Origin of the sequence: Clostridium fungisolvens, assembly GCF_014193895.1 — a bacterium.
Lineage (GTDB): Bacteria > Bacillota > Clostridia > Clostridiales > Clostridiaceae > Clostridium_AR > Clostridium_AR fungisolvens.
Genome location: NZ_BLZR01000001.1, coordinates 844,568 through 865,386, shown reverse-complemented (window position 1 = coordinate 865,386; position 20,819 = coordinate 844,568). Strand labels below are relative to the sequence as shown.

Genomic DNA, 20,819 nt, shown 5'->3' with positions numbered 1-20,819 from the left:
TAATCATTTATTTTTTTGAGGGTAAAAAGTTCACAGATTAATAAATTCTTCTATTTTAGGGGATATAATTTGTGGATAGTATATGTTTGGTTAATGTATATATATCTGTAATAAAGATAATTATTTCTTAGAAGTTGCAATAGCCCCTTCATAAAAACTTATTTTTCATCTTCATGTTTAAAATCTTGAACTTTAATTCCAGAATAATCATCTATAATAGTCATGGTTTCTATCCCATATGGTGGATTATGCGGTCCTACAAAGGTTTCAACTCTAACTTTAAATGTATACTTCCCATCTTTCTTCTCAGCATTCAAAATTCCTGCATTCATATACTGTCTATATTCTCCATAATATTGTTTTATTGCCTCCTGTATGTATGGAGAGAGAGTATTCAAAGTAAGTTCTTGAATATATTTATCACTAAATACGTAACTTGGTATAGTATTTCCGCTAAATTCTATATTAGTTAATGCTAATTGAGGCATACTTCTAAGTGGGCTTATGTCACTTATTTGATTATAGGAAATATCTAAGGATTTCAAATTAGCTAATGAGCTTAATGGAATTACACTACTTATTTTGTTATTGCTCAAATTTAAAATAGACAAGTTTTTAAGTGATCTTAACTCCTCTAATGAAGTTACTTCATTATATGTCAATCTTAGACTTTCCAAACTTTTCGAGGTGCCTATTCCTTTAATATCCTTAATTTTGTTATTATCCAAACTCAAGTTTTTCAAATTCTCAAGGTTGCCCAATGCACTAATATCTGTAATTTCATTTTCCGATAAAAATAAATGGACTAACCCTTTTAGAGCTTTTAACGGACTAACATTTTTAATTTGATTTCCATTTAAGTATAAGTCAGTGAGTTCTACCAAATTACTTAGCGAACTAATATCTGTAATCTTATTTTCACTTAATTGTAGTGACTTTAAAGCTTTTAAATTTTTCAAATGCTTTATATCAGTTATTTGATTTTCACCTAAGGTTAGAGTAGTCAAATTTACTAAGGAGCTTAGCGGCTCTATATCTTCAATTTCATTACCGTACAAATTCAAATCATTCAAGCTTATTAAACTTCTAAGAGGTTCTAAATTTTTCAATTTGTTAAAAGATAAATCTAGTACCTTCAGCTTATTAAGCTTTTCTAACGAAGTAATATCTTTTATACCATCATACTGAAGTCTCAATTCCTCTAAATCCACTAAATTACTTAGCAGACTAATATCATTAACATTATTGTAGCCTAAGTTCAAATTCACTAAATTAGTTAAGGAACCCAATGGGTTTATATCACTAATCTTATTAAACATTAAGTCTAATTTCTTTAGATTAGTTAAATGCTGAATTCCTTCTAAAGATGAAATATTTTTATTATTTAAAGTTAACTCTTCTATCTTCTTTACATCCTCTTTAGCTATCTCTCCTTTAAGCTTATTTAATTTTTCTCTTATTCCTGCTTCTAAATTTTTATCTTCAAAATAAACCGTTTCACTTTGTAGTATGCTCCTACTCTCTTGCCCTTGTACCTCTTTACCTTGAAAGGCCATATTAACAAAAATAAACATTATAACTAATAGCATATAATATTTCTTCAAGGCTATCCCTCCACCTAAAAATATTTGTATACTATAGACTTTGCTTAATATATACAATTATGCTTTAAATGAGGGATTTTCAGATTTTAGAATCTTATAATCATAAATATATTAAAAAAGGATGTTTCAGATAGTAATTATCCAAACATCCTTTTTATAATTCATAATAAAACTGCACTTCTATGGATGTACAACTTCGTAATAAAATTTATTATTTTTAAATTCTCTCACCAGAATCCGTGAGAGTTTTAAAAATAGATTTCAGATTGAAGTGGTACATCTTTATTCTTCACATAAAAGATAATCCTTCGTAAAACTATCTATGTTAACATTATTCTTAGTTAACGTCCAAGTATTATAAGTCTTTGTATAGCCTGCCTCTTTATCCATCTTGTCATAGACGAAGTTACTTCCTCTGTATACATAGTTATCATCTTTGTAATGTATGTTAAAGTAAACCCCTCTATAGCCATTTATAACCAAGTTTTTAAGTTTATCATCTTCAATAATATCATTATAAGAAATGTTAAATATATTGGTTAGCTCATCCCTCGTTGGTTCATTTTTTAATGTATAATCAAATTGCAAAGCACCATTTTGTGTGAATATTTTTCCTTTTTCTATGTTGTTATTAGACTTAATTGTAGAGCTAATGAACTTTCTAGTTTCGGCAGTATTTACATTTTCTCTGTCCCCTACAAAAATATGTCTGACAAAACCAAATAGCATTATTGACCCATATATCACTAAAGCACCATTTACAACTATGAAAAGTACTTTGTCCCAAAACTTTTTATCCATAGGCACTTTTTTCATTACTAATCCCCTTTTACAAATACTGCTTCATATTTTGAAGAATGACCTCATAAGCATTAGACCACATATGAAGCCCCTCTATAGAAAACTCTTCCTTAAGATTTCCTTCTTCATCTGTTAGACCTTCATTTACATTGATAAATTCATAGTTGTGTCTTTTAGCTAATTCTTCAACTGCTTCGTTTGCTTCTAAGATAGCTACATTTGTTCTATATTTAAACATCATTTCTTTTTGTTCTTTATCTACTCCTGGAAAATCAGCTTTAGCATTTATAGGATAATAAGCCATTACATAAACCTTGCAGCTAGGTACTCTCTCTCCAATCAAAGTTAGTATCTCATCGTAGTTAGCAATGAGCTTTTCTTTTTTATAATCTTCTAAACTTATATCATTGGTACCTATATTAATAAATATTTTTGAGGGTTCCAATTCAAAAATACATTCTTCCATGGAATCAAGCAATTCAGTTGTCACATACCCGCCAATACCTCTATTATAAATAACGTAGTTTTTATCTAAGGTTTGCTGTAATTCATTGATTGGAAATTGTTCCATTAATGAAGATCCTACGAATAGAATTTGTCTCTTTTTTGCACATTTATTTAGATGTTTGAATCTCTTTAGTTTAGTTTTCTTTTCATCATTCATGAAGCCTGTAAACACATGATCTAGTGCTATTTTTACTTCTGGCATTTGCATAATTTCTTGTAATTCCATTTTACTCCCCCACTTTATACACATATAATTTAAAATTCTTATAAAAGGAAACCTTAACAACTTATTTTACTAATTGTAATCACTTTGATTTTACTGTTTATATTATTTTATTGCTTTTTCCCGTATAAGCTTCCACATACTGTAATTATATACCTGTATTTGAAGTTACAAAATACAAATCGATGAATATTGTAGTTTGTATAAAAAAGTTGCTGAAGTACTCTTCTTTAGTGAAATTTTTTTGCTCATCTACCTTTCCGGATGTATATGACGAAACTTACAGGCAAATAAGTTTTGTTTTTTACTGCATGGTCAAAAAACTTCTAAATCCATTGAAATACCTAGGTTTAGCTACCTCAGAAATTTGCTAATTTTCTACGCAGTAAAAAGCCAAGTTTTCTAAATCGCGGTAGAAAACTTGGCTTTTAATTGTGTCTCTAAGAAAATTTTTTCATCTTTTCCCTAAAAAAATTCTTTCTTAGACTAAAGTTAATAAATGATCATGAAACTGTGGGGTTTCTATCTGAGGATATTATATTGATGTACAGCTTCATTTTAGAGTTTATATTTTCAAATTGAAGTTGTACATCTTTAATTATTGCATAGTCTATAAATCCATTATAAAACTATACTATAATTTAGCTGATTAATTAAACCTTTACTTCAATACTCCTACAGCATATCCTATGATACCTACTGCAAATAATCCGAATATTATTAGCATTGGATTTATTTTCTTCTTTAATAACTTCATACATCCAAAAGTTAATAATAGTGGAAGCATTCCAGGTAATAATTGATCTAATATACTTTGAACTGTTGTTGTTACAGTCTTTCCGTCTTGGCCTTGATACTGAGAAAGTACTAATGGAACATTTATACTAGTCCATTTAGATACAAGAGCTCCCATTACAAATAATCCAAGGATTGATGCTCCAACTGTTAACTTCTTCAATCTGTTACCAGCCATATCAGCAACGATTTCTGTTCCTTTTTGATATCCATATTTTAATCCGTACCACTTAGTTGCAAGTCTTAATACATTGAAGATTACAAAGAATAATAACGGTCCTAGTATACTTCCGCTTAGAGCTATTGATGCTCCAAGTGCTGCAGTTACTGGTCTTAGTGTTCCCCAGAATACTGGGTCTCCAACTCCAGCTAATGGTCCCATAAGCCCAACCTTAACACCACTTATTGATGCATCATCAATTGGTGCTCCATTAGATTTTTGCTCTTCCATTGCAGCAGTTACTCCCATTATAGGTGCAGATATAAATGGTTGAGTATTAAAGAATTCTAAGTGTCTCTTTAAAGCTGCTCTTTGATCTTCTTTCTTGTCATATAATTTCTTTATAGCTGGAATCATAGTTACGCAGAATCCTACTGATTGCATTCTTTCAAAGTTGAAGGATCCAAGCAAGAACCATGATCGTACAAACATGCTTGTAATGTCTTTTTTACTTAATTTCTTTTCCATTTATTCTTCCTCCTACAGCTCGTCTAGTTCATCAACCAATTGTGGTTTTTGATTGAATTTTGGATCTAATTGGATATAAATTATAGCAGCAATTGTTCCTATTATACCGAAACCTACTAAGTTGATGCCTAAGAAAGCTGCTATTACAAATCCTAATAGGAAGAAAGGCATTAAGTATTTTGCTTCCATCATATTTATAACCATTGCGTAACCAACTACAACTATGAAGCCACCAGAAATTTGTAGACCTCTTGTTACAACCTCTGGAATTGCTGCAAGCATGCTGTTTACAATGCTAGTTCCTGCTACTGCTGCAACTAATGCTGCTGGAATAGCTACACGAACACCTTGTAATAATAAAGCTACGAAGTGACATAATTCAATTCCTCTAAAGTTAGCATCATCTGCATATTTATCTGCAGCATGTTGGAAGAATACTGTGATTGTTCTAACGAATATAGTAAGAACTTGACCTGCAGCAGCTATTGGAATTGCTACTGCGATACCAGCTCCAATTGATTGTTTTCCTACGATTACTAGTATTGATGCAATAACGCTAGCTAAAGCTGCATCTGGAGCCATGGCTGCTCCAACGTTCATCCATCCAAGTGCCATCATTTCAAGAGTACCACCTAATATAATTCCAGTTTTTAAATCCCCTAAAACTAAACCAATTAAAGTACATGCAATTAACGGTCTATGTGTTTGTCCTTCATCAAGAACACTTCCCATACCACAAATAGCCGCAACAAGTACAACTAATATAATTTGAACACTATTCATTTTTATTTCCCCCTAAATTTTACTCAAATAATCCATTTGCTTTTAATTTACTAATTAAGTCTACCTTAGGATTGCTTGCTAATTGTCTTACCTCAAGCTCGATTCCCTTGTCATGTAATTTCTTAAAAGCATCCACATCTTTTTTATCCACAGATACTGCACCTGTAACTTGAGTTTTCCCCTCCTTATAACACATTCCTCCAACGTTTACAGATTTGATATCAACACCTCCTTCAACCATTCTTAAAACGTCCGTTGGATTAGTAAATAAGAACATTGTCTTAAAATCGTTGTATTTTGGATTTTTATATGCTTCAATCGCCTTATCAATAGGCAAAACATATGCTTTTACATCTGCTGGTGCTACTTGCAGTAATAATGTTTTTCTTAGTACATCCTTTGCCACCTCATCGCTGCAGGCTATTATCTTATTGCATTTTGATTCCTTTACCCATACTGTGGCTACTTGTCCATGTATTAGTCTGTCGTCTATTCTTACAAAATTGATATTCATATTATAATTCCTCCACTACATCACAAAAATTTGATTTGAATGATTTTATTCCTGTATTTCCTGCTTCTTCAGCAATCTTCACTAGTTCTTCAATACTCATAGAATCTCTAAGAGCAAAAACCTCTAAAAGCATAGGTAGATTCACACCCGTGACTATATCTGCTTTATCTTTATTTACTACAACTCTACTTGCTGCATTGTAAGGACTTCCCCCAAAAAGATCTACCATTACTAAAAGTCCATCTTCGCAATCTAATTCTTCAATAGCTTTTTCATACTTTGCCACAAGATCTTCTGAACCTTCCCCTGGATTAAAGGTTATGTATTTCAAATTATCCTGCTTACCAAATATCATTTCAGAAGAATTAACTATCTCTCTAGAAAACTCTCCGTGTGTACCAACTATTACTGCTACCATTACATTCACCCCCGGCTTTATCTTCACATCTATATTAATAGCAATTGCCGTGCCAAAGTTTTGTATAATGGCTTTTTTATCTTTATTAAAATTAAACCTAAGTAAAAATGTCTATTTATTCAGCTTCTTAAGCTATAAATCTTTAATTAGAATTAATTCTAGACATTTTTTATGTACAAGATATTTTTGTTTTTGATACTGCACTCATTAAATTGATATTTACTTTACATTTTTGATACAAAACAAATATCATTTGATACAACTTGCTTATTTGTGCTCATTTTTTGATACATCTAACTTTTTCACACTGGTTTTATCTTCTATTTCCATATTTCTTACACAAAATTGTGATTTTGCAGAATGTTTTATACAAAAAGATAACTCAGCTTTACGTTTTTATATGTATTAATAGCTATTGCTATTAGTTGAAAAATAAAAAAGTAGCTGAAGTGAAGTGCACCCCAAATATTAGACAAAACTAATATTTGGAGGTGCATTTTTTATGTCTAAACATACTTTAGAAGTTAAACTGAAAGTGGTGAATGATGTATTAGAAAAAGGTATGTCAGTCAATTCTGTAGCAAAATCACTCCCTACAGCAAAAGTTGTAGTTCAAAGATGGGTTGCGCTTTATGAGAAATTTGGAGTAGAAGGACTTTCTATGAAGTCTGGAACATATACTGGTGATTTTAAAGTTCATGTTATAGAATATATCCATAAGAATAATTTATCTCTATTCCAAGGGGCTGTTCATTTTGGGATTCCAAATGGTTCAACCGTAGGTGTTTGGGAACGGATATATCTCGAGTATGGTCCCGAAGCTCTGTATAGAGATAACAGAGGGAGGAAGGCAAAAATGAAAAAGGATAAGTTTAAAAAGCCTAATACTGATAACTCACAAAATGAAGATTTAATTGCTGAGGTTCAACGCCTTCGAATGGAGAATGAGTACCTAAAAAAATTGAATGCCTTAGTTCAAGCCAGGGAAAAATCAGCGAAAAAGACAAAGTAGTTGTTATTAGAGAATTAAGGCATAAATATAAGTTAGCTGATTTATTAGAAATTGCAAACATTCCTCGCAGCACGTTCTACTATCGTATAAAAAGCATGGAGAAATCTGATAAATACGATGTTGTTAAGTCCTGTATCGTCCAGATTTTCCATGAGAATAAAGGTAGATATGGATACAGGAGAATTACTTTAGAACTGCACAATAGAGGATATATTGTAAATCATAAAACTGTTCAAAGACTGATGAAGCAGTTATGTTTAAAGTGTATGGTTCGTATTAAGAAGTACAGGTCATACCGAGGCAAAATCGGCAAGATTGCCCCAAACTTGTTATCGCGTAACTTCAAAGCTAATAGACCTAATGAGAAGTGGGTTACTGACGTGACCGAATTCGCTGTCTTTGGAAAAAAGCTATATCTTTCGCCAATCCTTGACTTGTACAACGGAGAAATAATAAGTTATAACTTATCCGAAAGGCCTACATTTCATCAAACAGTTGATATGCTTAAAAAGGCCTTTGAGAAGATTCCTGATGACATAGAATTGATACTACACTCAGATCAGGGATGGCAATATCAAATGAATAAATATCAAAAGATGCTAAAGGAAAAAGGTATTAAGCAAAGTATGTCGCGAAAAGGTAACTGTCTTGATAACTCAGTTATGGAAAACTTCTTTGGATTACTGAAAACAGAGTTGCTATATCTACAGGAATTTGAAAGTATAGATCACTTTATAGAAGAGTTAGTATCTTATATAGATTATTATAATAATAATCGTATTAAGATAAAATTAAAAGGACTGAGTCCTGTTCAATACAGGATTCAGTCTCTAAAAATAGCTTAATTAATATTTGTCTAAAATTATGGGGTCAGTTCAAAGCGACCCTTCTTCAGCTACTTTTTTTGCGCATCTGCCTTTCCGAATGTATATGAGGAAACTTACAGGCGAATATGATTTATTTTTTACTGTTTACCCTAAATAACTATTCTGAACCCTTAATATTGCTAGGTTTAGCTTTCAAAAAACTTTATAATTTCCTAGACATTAAGAAACCTGCTAGACAGAATTAATTAAGTTCATGTCTAGCAGGTTCTAAAGATGTAGCTATTTTTAATTACTATATTCTTTGAAATTATAGAAATCCTACAATAGCATCTGACAAATAAAATACTTTTCATCTTCAGTAAGCTGTAGTTTTAGATATCTTTTGAATACCTCACAGCTACTGTTTACTGCTTCTACTATATTTGGGTCTAAAGAGTCTTTGTCATCGGTATATTTTAATCCTTCGTTAGTTATCATTCTTTCTAATGCAATAGCAACGTGACTGATAATGCTTATTTTAGTATTATTGTTTATCTCTGCATTTAAGTTTTCTTCTAGCTTTCCTATAAACTCCATTAAGGTACCGATTATCTTTTTTGGATTTAAATAAGTCAGGAATTCTTCTAAACTATTTTCACAGATATCCCTTATAACAACATCTTTACTGTTATTTATTACTGAGAGATTATTGTTATTTAAAAGTTCTCTCAACATACTTTCACCATTTCCATCTATTAGTTTTTCTAAAGATATAAATGGTAGTTGCTCTTTTGGCCTCTTTACCCCTATGACAGCTACAATTGTATGTTGTTTTTGTAGTTCCTTAATTTTTTTATCTAAATCTCTTATACCAATAGGTATGATCTTCATATTTTCACCAGTCAAGTTTAGTACCACTTTTTCTACTATTTCTTTAAGTTTCTCAGCGGTGCCTTTTCCTGAGCTGCACACAGTTACAATAACCTTATCCTCTAAATATACTTTCTCATTTGAATAGTCATTATAGCCTTTGAAATCCTTTAAAGAATTATATATATCTATTAGATCCATATCTAAAATACTTGATTTTCTTACAGCTTCTAATATTAATGGAGTAGAAACCATATCTATACTTCTAACCTGGATACCTGTTCTTTCAGTTATTGTAGTATCAAATTTAACTAGTGATCCCATATCTACCAGCAGCAGTACCCCTCTTCCGTTGTCCATCTCTTTAACCCGTTCTATTACTACTTCTAAGATCTTCTTTGGGCTTACATCAAGTGGCATATCCACTGCACTTATATTTGAATTACCAAGCAATCCTTTTACCACATTCACCATGCTGCTGGCTGTAGAATTTCCATGCGCTGCTACTATGATTCCTACATCGCCCTTGCTTTCTTCCTCTGTGGATTTTAATAAAATTGCTATATAAGTTACTTCTACTTCTGGCACATATAAATTAAACTTTTCACTTATCATATCTTTTATTTTAAGAGCAACTTCATATTCTATGTCGTGTATGCTTACAGTGCTATATTTTTTTCTACTATAGTCCTTTTTCTCTTTTACTCGTTTAAAAAATGCACTCATATGAAGGCTTAATGCATAAGTAAATCTATCGCTATATTTTCTTCCTAGTTCTTTTTCAGCTATAAATTTTACTTCTTCTGCAAAGTCTAATATGTTTTTATCTACAATCTTTAATATTCTATCTTTACTTTCATTATTTTTAGTAAATTTATTATAAAAACTTTTAATATGGATATTTACATCAGTGGTTATAAATTTGTTTATATAATCATCGTCCACTCCTTCTTCCTTTAACAAAGAAAGCTTATCTTCAATGAGCTTATATAGATTAAAAGGCGGTTCATAGGAATCTCCAGAGTCCACCACCCCTTTATAACCATCAGGACTTATGAAAATCGGTGCGTCTACTATTGTATCTAAATTTTGAAATTCTCTTCTATCCCTTACTATTTCAAAGAATCCATCCTTTATATTGGGAGTAAGAGTTTTAAAATCTAATTCGATATATTCTTTCTCATCATTAATACATTCTAAAAAACCCTTTGCGCAGGTAAGCTGAACATTAGATTTTAATTGACCTATATTTCCATAGGTTGCACTACCAATTAATGCTTTTACAACCTCAACAGATGCTTTTATAGGCTTATTCACTCTGTGAGCTTCATTTAAAAGTAAATACTTTATTATTTGAACTTTTTCTTCATTATCTCTTTCTTGTAATGAAGGAATAGTTATTGTTATAGGTATTCTTCTCATAAAGGTCTTAAGCATATAGGAATCAGATTCTTCTGTGGTAGCACTGACAATTAATACATTGGATTTCCTATTTCTTTCTGTTTCACCGAGTTTCCCATATTCACCAGTATCCATGAAGTAAAATATCATTTCCTGTCCTTCAGGAGGAAGTCTATGTATTTCATCTAAAAATAAAATACCTCCATTTGCTTTTTCAACTAACCCCTGTTTCTCAGTATCTGCACCAGTGTACGCTCCTTTTATATGTCCAAAGATATGATCTAATAACAATTGAGAATTATTATAGTAATCTGCACAGTTGAATACTACAAAAGGTGATTTGTCCGAAAACTTTCCAACAAACTTTCCGTAATTATACATTATCTTGGCAAATAAAGTTTTTCCTACACCAGTGGGGCCAACAATTAAAGTGTTTAGTCCTGAAGGTGGATATAATATAGCCGCCTTTGCTTGCTCTATCTGATTTTTCAAGCTTCTTTCCGAGCCTATCAATAATTTGAATGGATCTTTTTCAGAATTGCTACAAATTAATTCTTTTATGCTTCTTACTTCTATGATAGAATGTGCTGGATCAATGCCCAAAACTTCTTCCACAATCCCTCTATGGATAAATCTAACCGGTCTTTCCTTTATCTTAATAATCTTACCTAGTCTTAATAATTCATTTAACTCTCTACTTACATTGTTTCTTAACATGTTCAGTTCTTCTGCAATCTGTACTGAAGTAAACCCAACATCATCCAATATATTCTCTTTAGAAAGCTTTTTTGTATGCTCCTCTAGGTAACAATAAATCTTATCTATCTTCTTCATCTTGTCCCCCTTATAGGCTTTCTAACTAAAAAGTCCTTTATAGAAACGCCTCAACTCCCCTTAAATAACGTGTATGAAGGTTTTCATACAAGAATCCTATACTTAACTATTAAGCAAGTATCATGCCAATTTATGTATCAATCTATAATTCATATTTAAACACGTTGCTTTAATAGTACCCATATTTGAAATTGGTTTATTTATAAGATTATTTTGAAATTTAGGTGCAACTACTGAAGATGCTAAAGATTAAACACTTCAATCTGAAATCTATTTTAAAAACTCTCACTGTTTCTGGTGAGAGAATTTAAAAATATAAATTTGAATGCGAAGTGGTTCATCTATATATGATTAACTAATAGAATCAAACATTCAATTTAGTCATTTGTGATTGCTTTTGCTTATTTTTGATTATTTATATCTATTTTAAATGATATCATTTACATATTCAAGGATATTTGCTCACTTCAAGCAAAATATTCTTTTTTACTCAAAAAAAAAGCAGATTATATATGACTTCACACATATATAATCTGTTATATCTTTACTACTTAAGTTTTTATTTATTAAAAGTTTCAAAAGTTACAAATTCACCTACTGGTCTTCTATAACCTCTCATTCTTCTCTTTGAGGTATCTTCTTTTCCCATTGTTATCAAAAGTACTGGTTCAAGGTTTTCTGGTATATTGAATAGTTTACTTACTCTCTCATTGTCAAAACCTATCATTGGGCATGTGTCCCAACCTTTGTCTTTCGCAATCATCATAAACATCATTGCTGACAAAGAAGCATTTCTTATAGCTTCATCTCTTTGGAACTCTTGTCCTCTTCCTTCATATAAATTAAATACATCATTCATCATCTTATCGTAATCGATCTTAGATAACATCTTTAAGTTTAACATTCCTGAATATATTGAATCCACTTTTTTATAAGCTTCTTTATCACCAAGAACTAAGACCGCAGCGGATGCAGTATGTATCTTATATTGATTAAATGCAGCTTCTCTTAAAGCTTCTTTTTTATCTTCATCAGTTATAACTAAATAATTAGCATGTTGAATATTAAAACAAGATGGTGCTAGTTTTAATAAATCAAATATAGCATCAAAATCTTCCTTAGGTATTTTCACTCCTTCTATAAAATTATTGGCAGAGTGTCTTTGTTCAATTAATGTTTTTAAATCAGTCATTTTGCACCTCAATCTTCTATATACTTACTAGCACTTACATACCCTATTCACAAAGTATCAATCTCATCAGCTAGTAATTGTTGTTTTTAAATTTACTTGTAGATGAACCACTTCATACTTAAAATTATATTTTCAACTTCTCCTCTCAAAACCCAGAGAAGTTTTGAAAATAAACTTCGGATAGAAGTGTTTCATCTTTAAATAATTATTCTATATAAACGGGGAATTTATATACTCGAAGTTGTCAAACTAATGATCATAAATCATAAAATCAAACAAACTTACTTTATGTAAGTATGATACAATAGGTAAGTTACTATTGCAAGATATTTTTAGAAATTTCTTCATGTATTTATAACTCCCTCGCTGAAACAGCCTTTTTCCATGAGTCTTTTTGCGTATCTGCCTTTCAAAATGCATGTGAGGAAACTTACAGATGAATAAGTTTTTTTTTACTATATAGCCATAAAAACTTCTAAAGCCATTGAAATACCCATGTTTAACAGACATAAATATTTCACACCTACCTATATGATAAAAAAATATACCTCTTTAAAAGTGAATTAAAATAATCTTTACAGATAATTAAAATACACTTCAAAGAGGTACATCGTTATATGAATTTATTTATGGAGAGCTATATTATTTTCTATAATTCTTCTTTCATTGACCAATAAACACTTCTCTTAATTATATTTCTATAGCCTTCAACTTCAAAGCTCTCCTTGTTATGTCCTGGTGATAAATATACTACTCTGCCTTTACCATATTCTAATGACCAGGCAGCTTCAAGAAGTACATTATTGTATTCATAATAAAAAAGTATTTCTTTATTAACTATATTATCGAATACAAATTGATAAGGTTCTTCATGCATTTGAAACTCTTTGCATCCATTCATTATAGGATGATTTATATTAAAATTTTTGTAATTTAACATAGTTGCTTCTGGATGCATCGTAAACTTCGCTCCTATTAGCGTAGCCAATTCATAATTATTTTGTAGTGAAATTCCATTATGAATCACTACAAAAGCCCCACCTTGAGCAACAAAGCTTACTAGTGCTGCAGCAAGATTTTTGTTTTCCTCAGCCTGCCAACAGTCTGTATAAGATATAATTAAACTATATTGCTTAATATCTTCACAATTAAGCTTATTGTAATAGTCAGTAGCTATAACTTGGAATTCATCTCCTATTATATTTCTAAGCTCCTTTTCAACATCTCTAAGAGGATGATACATAGCATTTTCATACTCTCCAATTATTAGTATCTTTTTATCTTGATCCATAGTTATTACCTCTCGTTTACCATTCCATTAAATTTCCTTCATAATCCATATATACAGCTTTATCAGCTTTAAACTTATCACTATCTAGTATTATGTTACAAATATGATCAGCTGAATATTCAGGAGTCAAAGGTGCTTCACTATCAAGCTTATCTCTCATATAAGTTCTCATCCAGCCAGGATGAATAGCTAAAACCTGTCCACCTTTTTCTTTAAAACTATTATTTATTATCGTTGATTCCATATTAAGTGCAGCCTTTGACATGCAATATGCAAACCATCCTGTTCTATTGGAATTGCTTATACTGCCAGCCTCTGAAGATATATTTACAATTAACTTTTTATCACCATTGGTAAGTAACTTCATAAATACATTTATTACCCTTAACGGCCCCACTGCATTTACACTTATAACCTTCTCAATTTCCTCAAAATCCAGTTCATCTTCTATGGTTTTCTCGATATCTCCTAATATAGCTCCATTATTCACAATTAAATCCAGTTTATCGGTTACATTTTCTATAACACCTCTAGCATTCTTTACGCTCTCAAGGTTTGAAATATCTAAATCTATAATATGTAAGTTATCAGCATTTTCTTCTTTTAAATTATCTAACTCTTTATAGTTTGTAAGGTATCTACCCGCAAAAACATTATACCCATTACTTAAAAGTTTCTTAACCAGTTCTAACCCAAGTCCCCTGTCTGCACCTGTAACTAACGCAAATCTACTCATATAATTTCCTCCCAATTCCCATAATTATGATATACAACTGTCTATAAATAAAAGAAAGCTTTAAAGTATGAACCACTTCAGACTTAAATTTATATTTTCAAATGCCCCTCTCAAAATCCAGAGGAGTTCAAAAATATATTTCTGATTAAATCGTTTCATCTTTATTCAATTTAATATTACCACTTATCTTTGTTTATGTAAGGTACTCATTATTTAGATTTAGGTGATTATTTTTAGGAAGTTTGTCTAGCAAATTGGCGCCTTAGTAAACTAAAGAATAAGTGTCACTATTTTTATCTACAAAAGATTAACAGCATCAATTAATCATCTAAAGTATCATTACTTCAATATTTTTATGAACAAAACTTATTAGAACTTATATATTTATGAATCACTTGATGCTGAAATTTATATTTTAAAATTCTCTCATTTGACCCCAGAGGAGTTTTAAAAATAGATTTCCGATTAAAGTGGTGCAGCTTTATAAAGACAGCAACTAGGTAAAACTTATTCTACTGCAAGAATTTCTTAACTTATGCTACAAAAAGGCTGACGCGCAAAAAAACTCACTGAACAAGAGCACTTCAATTATTTTTTATAGTATGCAATTATTTGTTAAATAAATGTTGGTAGTGATTAAAAACATGAACATGTGGCAAGCATTAAGAGGATAGCTTAATTATTATATTTTCTTAGAGAGGTGTTCTTTTTGCTTCAGCACGATGTTGAATTAAAAAAATTTGATCTACATACTAACAAGGTTCTAAAAAGAGATTTTTATAAAGATAGAGTTGTAGAAGTTTGTCCACTTTGCGGGTCAAATTGGCATATTAAATATGGTTTTTATAATGGAATTCAAAGATACAAATGCAAAGTGTGTCAAAAAACCTTTTCACGTACAACTAATTCATTATGGAGCTATTCAAAAAAGAATGCTAGAACCTGGCTAGAATTTACTGAATTAATGACAGAAAACAAAACTTTAAAATTTTGTGCAGAGAAGCTAAATATAAGTATTGGTACAGCTTTTTATTGGAGACATAAAGTACTTCAAGCGTTAAGCATAGACTCAACTCCAGATATTCTATCAGGGGTTGTACATGTAGGAAAGGTCATTTTAAAAGAGAATCTTAAAGGGTGTAGAAATGCAGAAATAATAGCTTCATCAACTCCAAGAGAAAACATTTGGGTCATTGGGGCAAAAGGACAAGATGACTCTATGTTTATAAAACCAATATTTAAGCATCAATGGGATCGAAGAGCTTTTAATGAAAAAGTCTATTCTAAAATAGAAAAGGCCTCACACATTGCTCCATATGGAGACAAATATATAAATTCAATAGCGATGAGACATAATAGAAACAAATCAATTAAGGTAGAGGCTGAGTATAGAATAAAATATCTTTGGCCAAATTTGAAAAAATGGCTCTCAATATTCCATGGTGTGGCCTCAAAGTATCTGAAAAGATATCTTAGTTTCTTCATAATAATGAATTTGGATAAGGTACTTGATTACATGGACTTGATATATGATAGATTATTTATAGGAAACAGATTTATAAGAACTGATGAAATAAGAATTATGAATTCACCTTTTTAAAGAAATTATAAGTTAATATAACTCTGAATAATCAATGATATTTATATTGAAAATTTAGTTGTATAATTTAGCTGTTTGCTAATTTTAATTTAATATATTCAGAAATACTCTCTTGTTATTAATGAGTATTAATAAAACCATAAATAGCTAATGAAACTTTGAACCCACTAACAACATTGTAACTCGATTAGTATAATTCTAAAAAATTGATAATGGCAAAAAGTGGACAATACGGTTTTGAGAAATTAACAATATAGGAAAGCAGCAAATGTTACTCTGAAGTATCGCAAAGAAATCTAGTTTTGTCCGAAAACTGTTTTTAATACTCCGCAAATTTTAGACAAGCAACTTTAAAATATAAGATAATTATGGGTTGTCCATCTACATATATAAATATTTAACAACATTTATTTAATAAATAGTTGTATAAAGAAAAATTAGACTATCAATATGGAGCTTACGATAATAGTAGCTCGGTTATTGCAAAATAAGTGCAAGTATTATCGATTAAGAATGATCTTATGTCTATAATACTTGCACTTATTTTTATATATTTACTCTTGTTCAATTTTCACAAAGCAATTCATATCAATTTTTCTTGAAAATATGTCCGAACCCTTTATTTCATGCGGTATATAGGTATAAAAACCCGAAATAGTTTTCATATTATTTTTTTCTATATATTGTTTTAATTCTTTAACAGCATTTTGAAACTCTAGAAGAACTCCGTTATACTCTAGCATCACCACATTCTCCCACATCAGCTCTTCGTATGTTTTGTACAGACCTTCTACCTTTTTTAAACCATCTTCCGAAGAGACAACATAAATCTCACTTTCTTCCACACTTACGTCATTTACACTTTTCACCATCTTATTGGTTGCTATTTGCGGATAAGTATCTATCCCTTTTTCCTTAAGACAGCTATAAAAACTTTTAACTTCTGGAATTATGTCATCTTTGCATCCATTTAATGAGATTTTTATCAAATTACTAAATACTATTTCTTTATATACATTTATACTCCTCATGTTTTTTACGACAAACCCTTTTTACTTCCACAGTTTTCTAAACTAAATTTGTCTTTCTCCTTTCTAATGATAAATTTTAAAATCCTTTTTATGTTCATCTAACGTAAAAGTATATGACTTAGAATATAAAGTACCAAGACATATTCTTTAAACAACATTTATCCCTGTAATACTAATCTATCATTAAAATATGAGTTTTTATCACCTTGTACATAAGTTGTTAATTTTTTATCATGACCGTATTCTTATAAATTTAATTTGTTTCATTTATGTTAGTTTTTTTACACATCTGTCTTTTTAGAACGTACGCAAATAAATTCTTGTAATCCGATAACTTCTACTTCTCACTGTATTTTCAAAGCATTATTATAAGTATCTGAAATTACTAGTTTTAGCTACTATTAAAACTTTATATTTTTCTATACAGTAAATAAGGGAGCTTAAAAGCTCCCTATAAAACCTATTTAATAAGTCCTTTAGCACAGCGGCTAGATATTATACACTCTTCTCCATTAATCATATATGCTATTCTGTTCTTAATATCTAACTCTTTAATATTGTTCTTATTTATAATATATGATTTATGGCATCTATAAAATCTGGAATCAAGCTTTTCTTCTATATCACTAATTTTTCCATTAAACTCTATTTGTCTATCAGTAGCATGGACAATAACTTTTCTAACAGTTTTAGAGGTTTCAAAAAAAAGTATTTTATCTAATTCCAAATTTATTAATCTTTCATTCAACTTAACACTAAAGAGTTCACCATCATTTTTTTTACTGCTATATCTCTTATTAGCCTCTAGGATACAGTCTTTTATTCTTTTTTCCACCTCATTATATTTATCTTTAATTATGTAATCCATAGCTTCTACTTTATAAGTAAAAGTCAAATAGCTCATCTCACTATGGGTTGTAACAAATACTATAAAACCTTTAGAATCGATTTTTCTGATCTCTGCAGCAAGTGCTATCCCACTAGCTTCTTCTTTTAAATCTACATCTAAAAAATATAATCCTGCTACATCATTTCTACTTATATAATCAAGTAGTTCTTTAGATTTATTTGTAACTACAGCTATTTCCATATCAAGATTTTCAATAATTATAGTATTTTCAACAATCTTTTTATAATATTCTCTCTGTTTATCATTATCTTCACAAATAAAAACCTTCAGCATCTCTATTTCCCCCAGATCTATAAATATCACTCATATACGAACATATTGTCACTATTAATTATATCACAGCCATTAAAATCAACACAAAACAATACTTAAGTAACTTTACTTAAAAAACCATGTTACTTAGTTTGTTGAAATTAAGTGGTTATGAAGGAGATTGTATATTCATTCTCTGGAAGAAAGTATTATTTTCAACTATTGTATCTAAAAAGATATTATCGTACTTGTCTAAAATTAATTTTAAGTTACTTAATCCTACTCCTCTATTTTCTCCCTTTGTTGAATATCCTTTTTTGTTTAATTTGTATATTGGAGGAATATCCTCTAAACAGCTATTAATTATTATTACTTCTAACGAATATTCTTTTTTAATAAATCCTACTTTTATCATAGGACTTGGACACTTTTCAGCTGCTTCAATAGCATTATCTAATAATATTCCCAAAGCTCTTACTATATCTATAATGCCCATGGATACTTTTAATATTGGTTCTGCCACATCTATATCCACATCAATACCTATTTCTTGTGCCCTTATCAATTTGGATGATAGAATCCCTTTTATCTCAGGAATCTTTATATTTTTAAGAATATCTATTTTTGATTTACTTCTTCCGATTTCATTGCTTAATGGAACTATATTTTTAGTAAAATGATTTTTTAAGCCTTCCATATCATTATCATCCATATATCCTATCATTGAGGATATTATATTTACATAATCATGCTTAAACACTCTCATTTCACTATAGAGATTTTCTAAATTCTCAGTATATTTCTGTAAACTTTCGAAGTGTGCTTGTTTATTTTGGATTTCCATTTCTTTTGTTATGCTCTTGAAAAGCACATACATTATAATGCAAAAGAAAATACAATAGATAAAAAATATAATGCTATTTAGCTTTAATATTTCATTTGTAAAACCTAACTTTCCACCTAGCATTATATTTATATAAAATATCACTAAGGTCACTATAAGACTCAATATTATTATAAGACTAAACTTTTCTGTTAACTCAAAATTAATAGCTTTTAGCTTTCTATCTATAAAACCTCTTACAGTTCTACTAATAATCAATATAACAAACACAGTTGCAATAAAAGAAAATATGTACGTTATGTTATTATAAGAGTTGTTAATATCTATTTTAAAAACATAAATATTAACGCAACTCACTATATAATCTGATACCACGCTTATTATGGTAGCCAATAGTGGCAGAAGGATACTTACAATTATTTTTCCGTGCTTTTTATAAATGAAAAACATAAAGGCAATATCTATTGGTATTATGCTTAAATAACTCAGAAAAAGACCAGCAGGAACTGCTATAATTAAAGTTGCAATTATTATAGTTATGGCCTCTTTTTTAGTAAATTTTAAGGTTGCCAGATTCATTATAGCTATGAACAATAAGAAAATAGTTATTAAAACATCTAGAAAATTTGTCATAAACTCCCCCCTCAAAAGATAATCATATCCAATTATATCACATTTTTTACTTTTTACATTTATTAAGTATAATTTTGTAACTTAATTGAAACCAGCCCAGTATTTTTGAAAATACAACAACAAAAAACAGGCCTCTTTACTTATACCTGTAAAAAAGCCTGTTTTAATGTTTATTATGTATTATTTATTTTTTATTATTTCGAGCATAGCTTTTGGTTCATAAAAGTATCCTATCATGCATTTCCCAGTAGCCTTATCACTTATCTTTATTGATGTATCTCCTATAGCCCTTGCTAACTTTTCAAATAATTGATTCTTCGTATTGTTCATAATTATTATACCTCCTGTTTAAAACTTTATAAGATATGGGTAATATGCTTAAAACCTCAAAAATCGAAGCTAAAGTTATCAAATTAGTTATAACATAATTAGTACTCATTAAGGCTAGCATCATTAATATTGCGCCTGTAATAACAGCTTTTTTCTTAAGATTTCGTCTCAACGCTTGTCCAATCAAAGGATGATATTCTGTATCTGCTGGCGCATATATGTATAACGCAATATTTATAGCTATAAATATGCAGAAAATAACAAACTTATTAGGTTGTGCTAAATTACTTACGTAACCACCAATTACATAAAGCATCAAAGAAGTTATTGTGCAAACAATACTGCTCTTCGCGTGTAATCCAAAAGCCTTACTACGTATAGCCCCTAAAACTATGGTAATTATTGTTGTTTGTATGACCAAATGAAGTTTTATAGAAACTAAAAGTATCAATATAAACTTGGATATATTAATTAATAATATTTCAATACCAAGCTTGACCTTTTGTAATTCGATGCCATCTTTCTGAATTACTTTATTAATCTTCATTGCAATATTATCGGCCAGTTTTTCCATTATGGTCATATCGTTAGATAGCTTCTCTTCCATCCTAAACCACCTCTAATTAAATTATAACAAACTGTAAGTAATTTAATGTTTTGTAGCACAAAATGTAGTTTTTTAGCTATAACCGTGTAAACTAAAATAAATTTCAACATTATACGTTATATATTTTTCCACAACCG

18 protein-coding genes are annotated in these 20,819 nt (G+C 29.9%); 2 read left to right on the top strand and 16 right to left on the bottom strand.

What is annotated here, in order from left to right; translation table 11 throughout:
• Positions 1–158 precede the first annotated feature (158 nt).
• The 7 genes from bsdtw1_RS03340 to bsdtw1_RS03310 all read right to left on the bottom strand — a co-directional run bounded on the left by bsdtw1_RS03340 (position 159) and on the right by bsdtw1_RS03310 (position 6,333).
• Complete coding sequence (locus bsdtw1_RS03340; RefSeq protein WP_183276189.1) at positions 159–1,604, bottom strand: leucine-rich repeat domain-containing protein; 1,446 nt, start codon at positions 1,602–1,604, stop codon at positions 159–161.
• A gap of 282 nt (positions 1,605–1,886) precedes the next feature.
• Entirely contained in the window at positions 1,887–2,420 is a 534-nt protein-coding gene (locus tag bsdtw1_RS03335; RefSeq protein WP_183276188.1) for a hypothetical protein, read from the bottom strand.
• A 13-nt stretch (positions 2,421–2,433) separates the two neighbouring features.
• Positions 2,434–3,138: a GDSL-type esterase/lipase family protein gene (locus tag bsdtw1_RS03330; protein ID WP_244638104.1), complete on the bottom strand. Its 705-nt coding sequence runs from the start codon at positions 3,136–3,138 to the stop codon at positions 2,434–2,436.
• Between the two features lie 658 nt (positions 3,139–3,796).
• Positions 3,797–4,618, bottom strand: coding sequence for a PTS mannose transporter subunit IID (gene manZ, locus bsdtw1_RS03325; RefSeq protein WP_183276187.1), 822 nt, complete (start codon positions 4,616–4,618; stop codon positions 3,797–3,799).
• A gap of 12 nt (positions 4,619–4,630) precedes the next feature.
• Entirely contained in the window at positions 4,631–5,401 is a 771-nt protein-coding gene (locus bsdtw1_RS03320) for a PTS mannose/fructose/sorbose transporter subunit IIC (RefSeq protein ID WP_183276186.1), read from the bottom strand.
• Between the two features lie 19 nt (positions 5,402–5,420).
• Positions 5,421–5,915: a mannose/fructose/sorbose PTS transporter subunit IIB gene (locus tag bsdtw1_RS03315; protein WP_183276185.1), complete on the bottom strand. Its 495-nt coding sequence runs from the start codon at positions 5,913–5,915 to the stop codon at positions 5,421–5,423.
• A 1-nt stretch (position 5,916) separates the two neighbouring features.
• Positions 5,917–6,333 carry a PTS sugar transporter subunit IIA gene (locus bsdtw1_RS03310; protein ID WP_183276184.1) on the bottom strand — a complete coding sequence of 139 codons (417 nt, stop codon included), beginning with the start codon at positions 6,331–6,333 and terminating at the stop codon, positions 5,917–5,919.
• A 502-nt stretch (positions 6,334–6,835) separates the two neighbouring features.
• Here bsdtw1_RS03310 and bsdtw1_RS03305 point away from each other — a divergent pair.
• Positions 6,836–8,190, top strand: a protein-coding gene (locus tag bsdtw1_RS03305; RefSeq protein ID WP_183276183.1) for an IS3 family transposase whose coding sequence is annotated in 2 segments (ribosomal slippage) — positions 6,836–7,295 and positions 7,295–8,190 — 1,356 coding nt in all. Because the reading frame shifts where the segments join, the coding sequence is not laid out codon by codon here.
• A 300-nt stretch (positions 8,191–8,490) separates the two neighbouring features.
• On the opposite strand, the gene bsdtw1_RS03300 is transcribed toward bsdtw1_RS03305, so the two are convergent.
• From bsdtw1_RS03300 to bsdtw1_RS03285, 4 genes are all read right to left on the bottom strand, one after another.
• Positions 8,491–11,256 (bottom strand): sigma-54-dependent transcriptional regulator, encoded by a 2,766-nt coding sequence (locus tag bsdtw1_RS03300; RefSeq protein ID WP_183276182.1) that lies wholly within the window; start codon positions 11,254–11,256, stop codon positions 8,491–8,493.
• A 559-nt stretch (positions 11,257–11,815) separates the two neighbouring features.
• Positions 11,816–12,448 (bottom strand): nitroreductase family protein, encoded by a 633-nt coding sequence (locus bsdtw1_RS03295; RefSeq protein ID WP_183276181.1) that lies wholly within the window; start codon positions 12,446–12,448, stop codon positions 11,816–11,818.
• Between the two features lie 649 nt (positions 12,449–13,097).
• Positions 13,098–13,739 (bottom strand): ThuA domain-containing protein, encoded by a 642-nt coding sequence (locus bsdtw1_RS03290; protein ID WP_183276180.1) that lies wholly within the window; start codon positions 13,737–13,739, stop codon positions 13,098–13,100.
• A gap of 16 nt (positions 13,740–13,755) precedes the next feature.
• Positions 13,756–14,475: an SDR family oxidoreductase gene (locus bsdtw1_RS03285; protein ID WP_183276179.1), complete on the bottom strand. Its 720-nt coding sequence runs from the start codon at positions 14,473–14,475 to the stop codon at positions 13,756–13,758.
• Positions 14,476–15,184: 709 nt separating this feature from the next.
• Between bsdtw1_RS03285 and bsdtw1_RS03280 the strand changes: the two genes are divergently transcribed.
• Positions 15,185–16,075: an IS1/IS1595 family N-terminal zinc-binding domain-containing protein gene (locus bsdtw1_RS03280; RefSeq protein WP_183276178.1), complete on the top strand. Its 891-nt coding sequence runs from the start codon at positions 15,185–15,187 to the stop codon at positions 16,073–16,075.
• Between the two features lie 554 nt (positions 16,076–16,629).
• On the opposite strand, the gene bsdtw1_RS03275 is transcribed toward bsdtw1_RS03280, so the two are convergent.
• From bsdtw1_RS03275 to bsdtw1_RS03255, 5 genes are all read right to left on the bottom strand, one after another.
• Positions 16,630–17,106, bottom strand: a complete 477-nt coding sequence (locus tag bsdtw1_RS03275; RefSeq protein WP_183276177.1) for a hypothetical protein — start codon at positions 17,104–17,106, stop codon at positions 16,630–16,632.
• 460 nt (positions 17,107–17,566) lie between these two features.
• Positions 17,567–18,289 carry a LytR/AlgR family response regulator transcription factor gene (locus bsdtw1_RS03270; protein ID WP_183276176.1) on the bottom strand — a complete coding sequence of 241 codons (723 nt, stop codon included), beginning with the start codon at positions 18,287–18,289 and terminating at the stop codon, positions 17,567–17,569.
• Positions 18,290–18,437: 148 nt separating this feature from the next.
• Complete coding sequence (locus bsdtw1_RS03265; RefSeq protein WP_183276175.1) at positions 18,438–19,745, bottom strand: sensor histidine kinase; 1,308 nt, start codon at positions 19,743–19,745, stop codon at positions 18,438–18,440.
• A gap of 180 nt (positions 19,746–19,925) precedes the next feature.
• Positions 19,926–20,075, bottom strand: a complete 150-nt coding sequence (locus bsdtw1_RS03260; protein WP_183276174.1) for a cyclic lactone autoinducer peptide — start codon at positions 20,073–20,075, stop codon at positions 19,926–19,928.
• Positions 20,047–20,682, bottom strand: a complete 636-nt coding sequence (locus tag bsdtw1_RS03255; protein WP_183276173.1) for an accessory gene regulator B family protein — start codon at positions 20,680–20,682, stop codon at positions 20,047–20,049. Before bsdtw1_RS03255 ends, bsdtw1_RS03260 begins: the two co-directional genes overlap by 29 nt.
• Between the last annotated feature and the right edge of the window lie 137 nt (positions 20,683–20,819).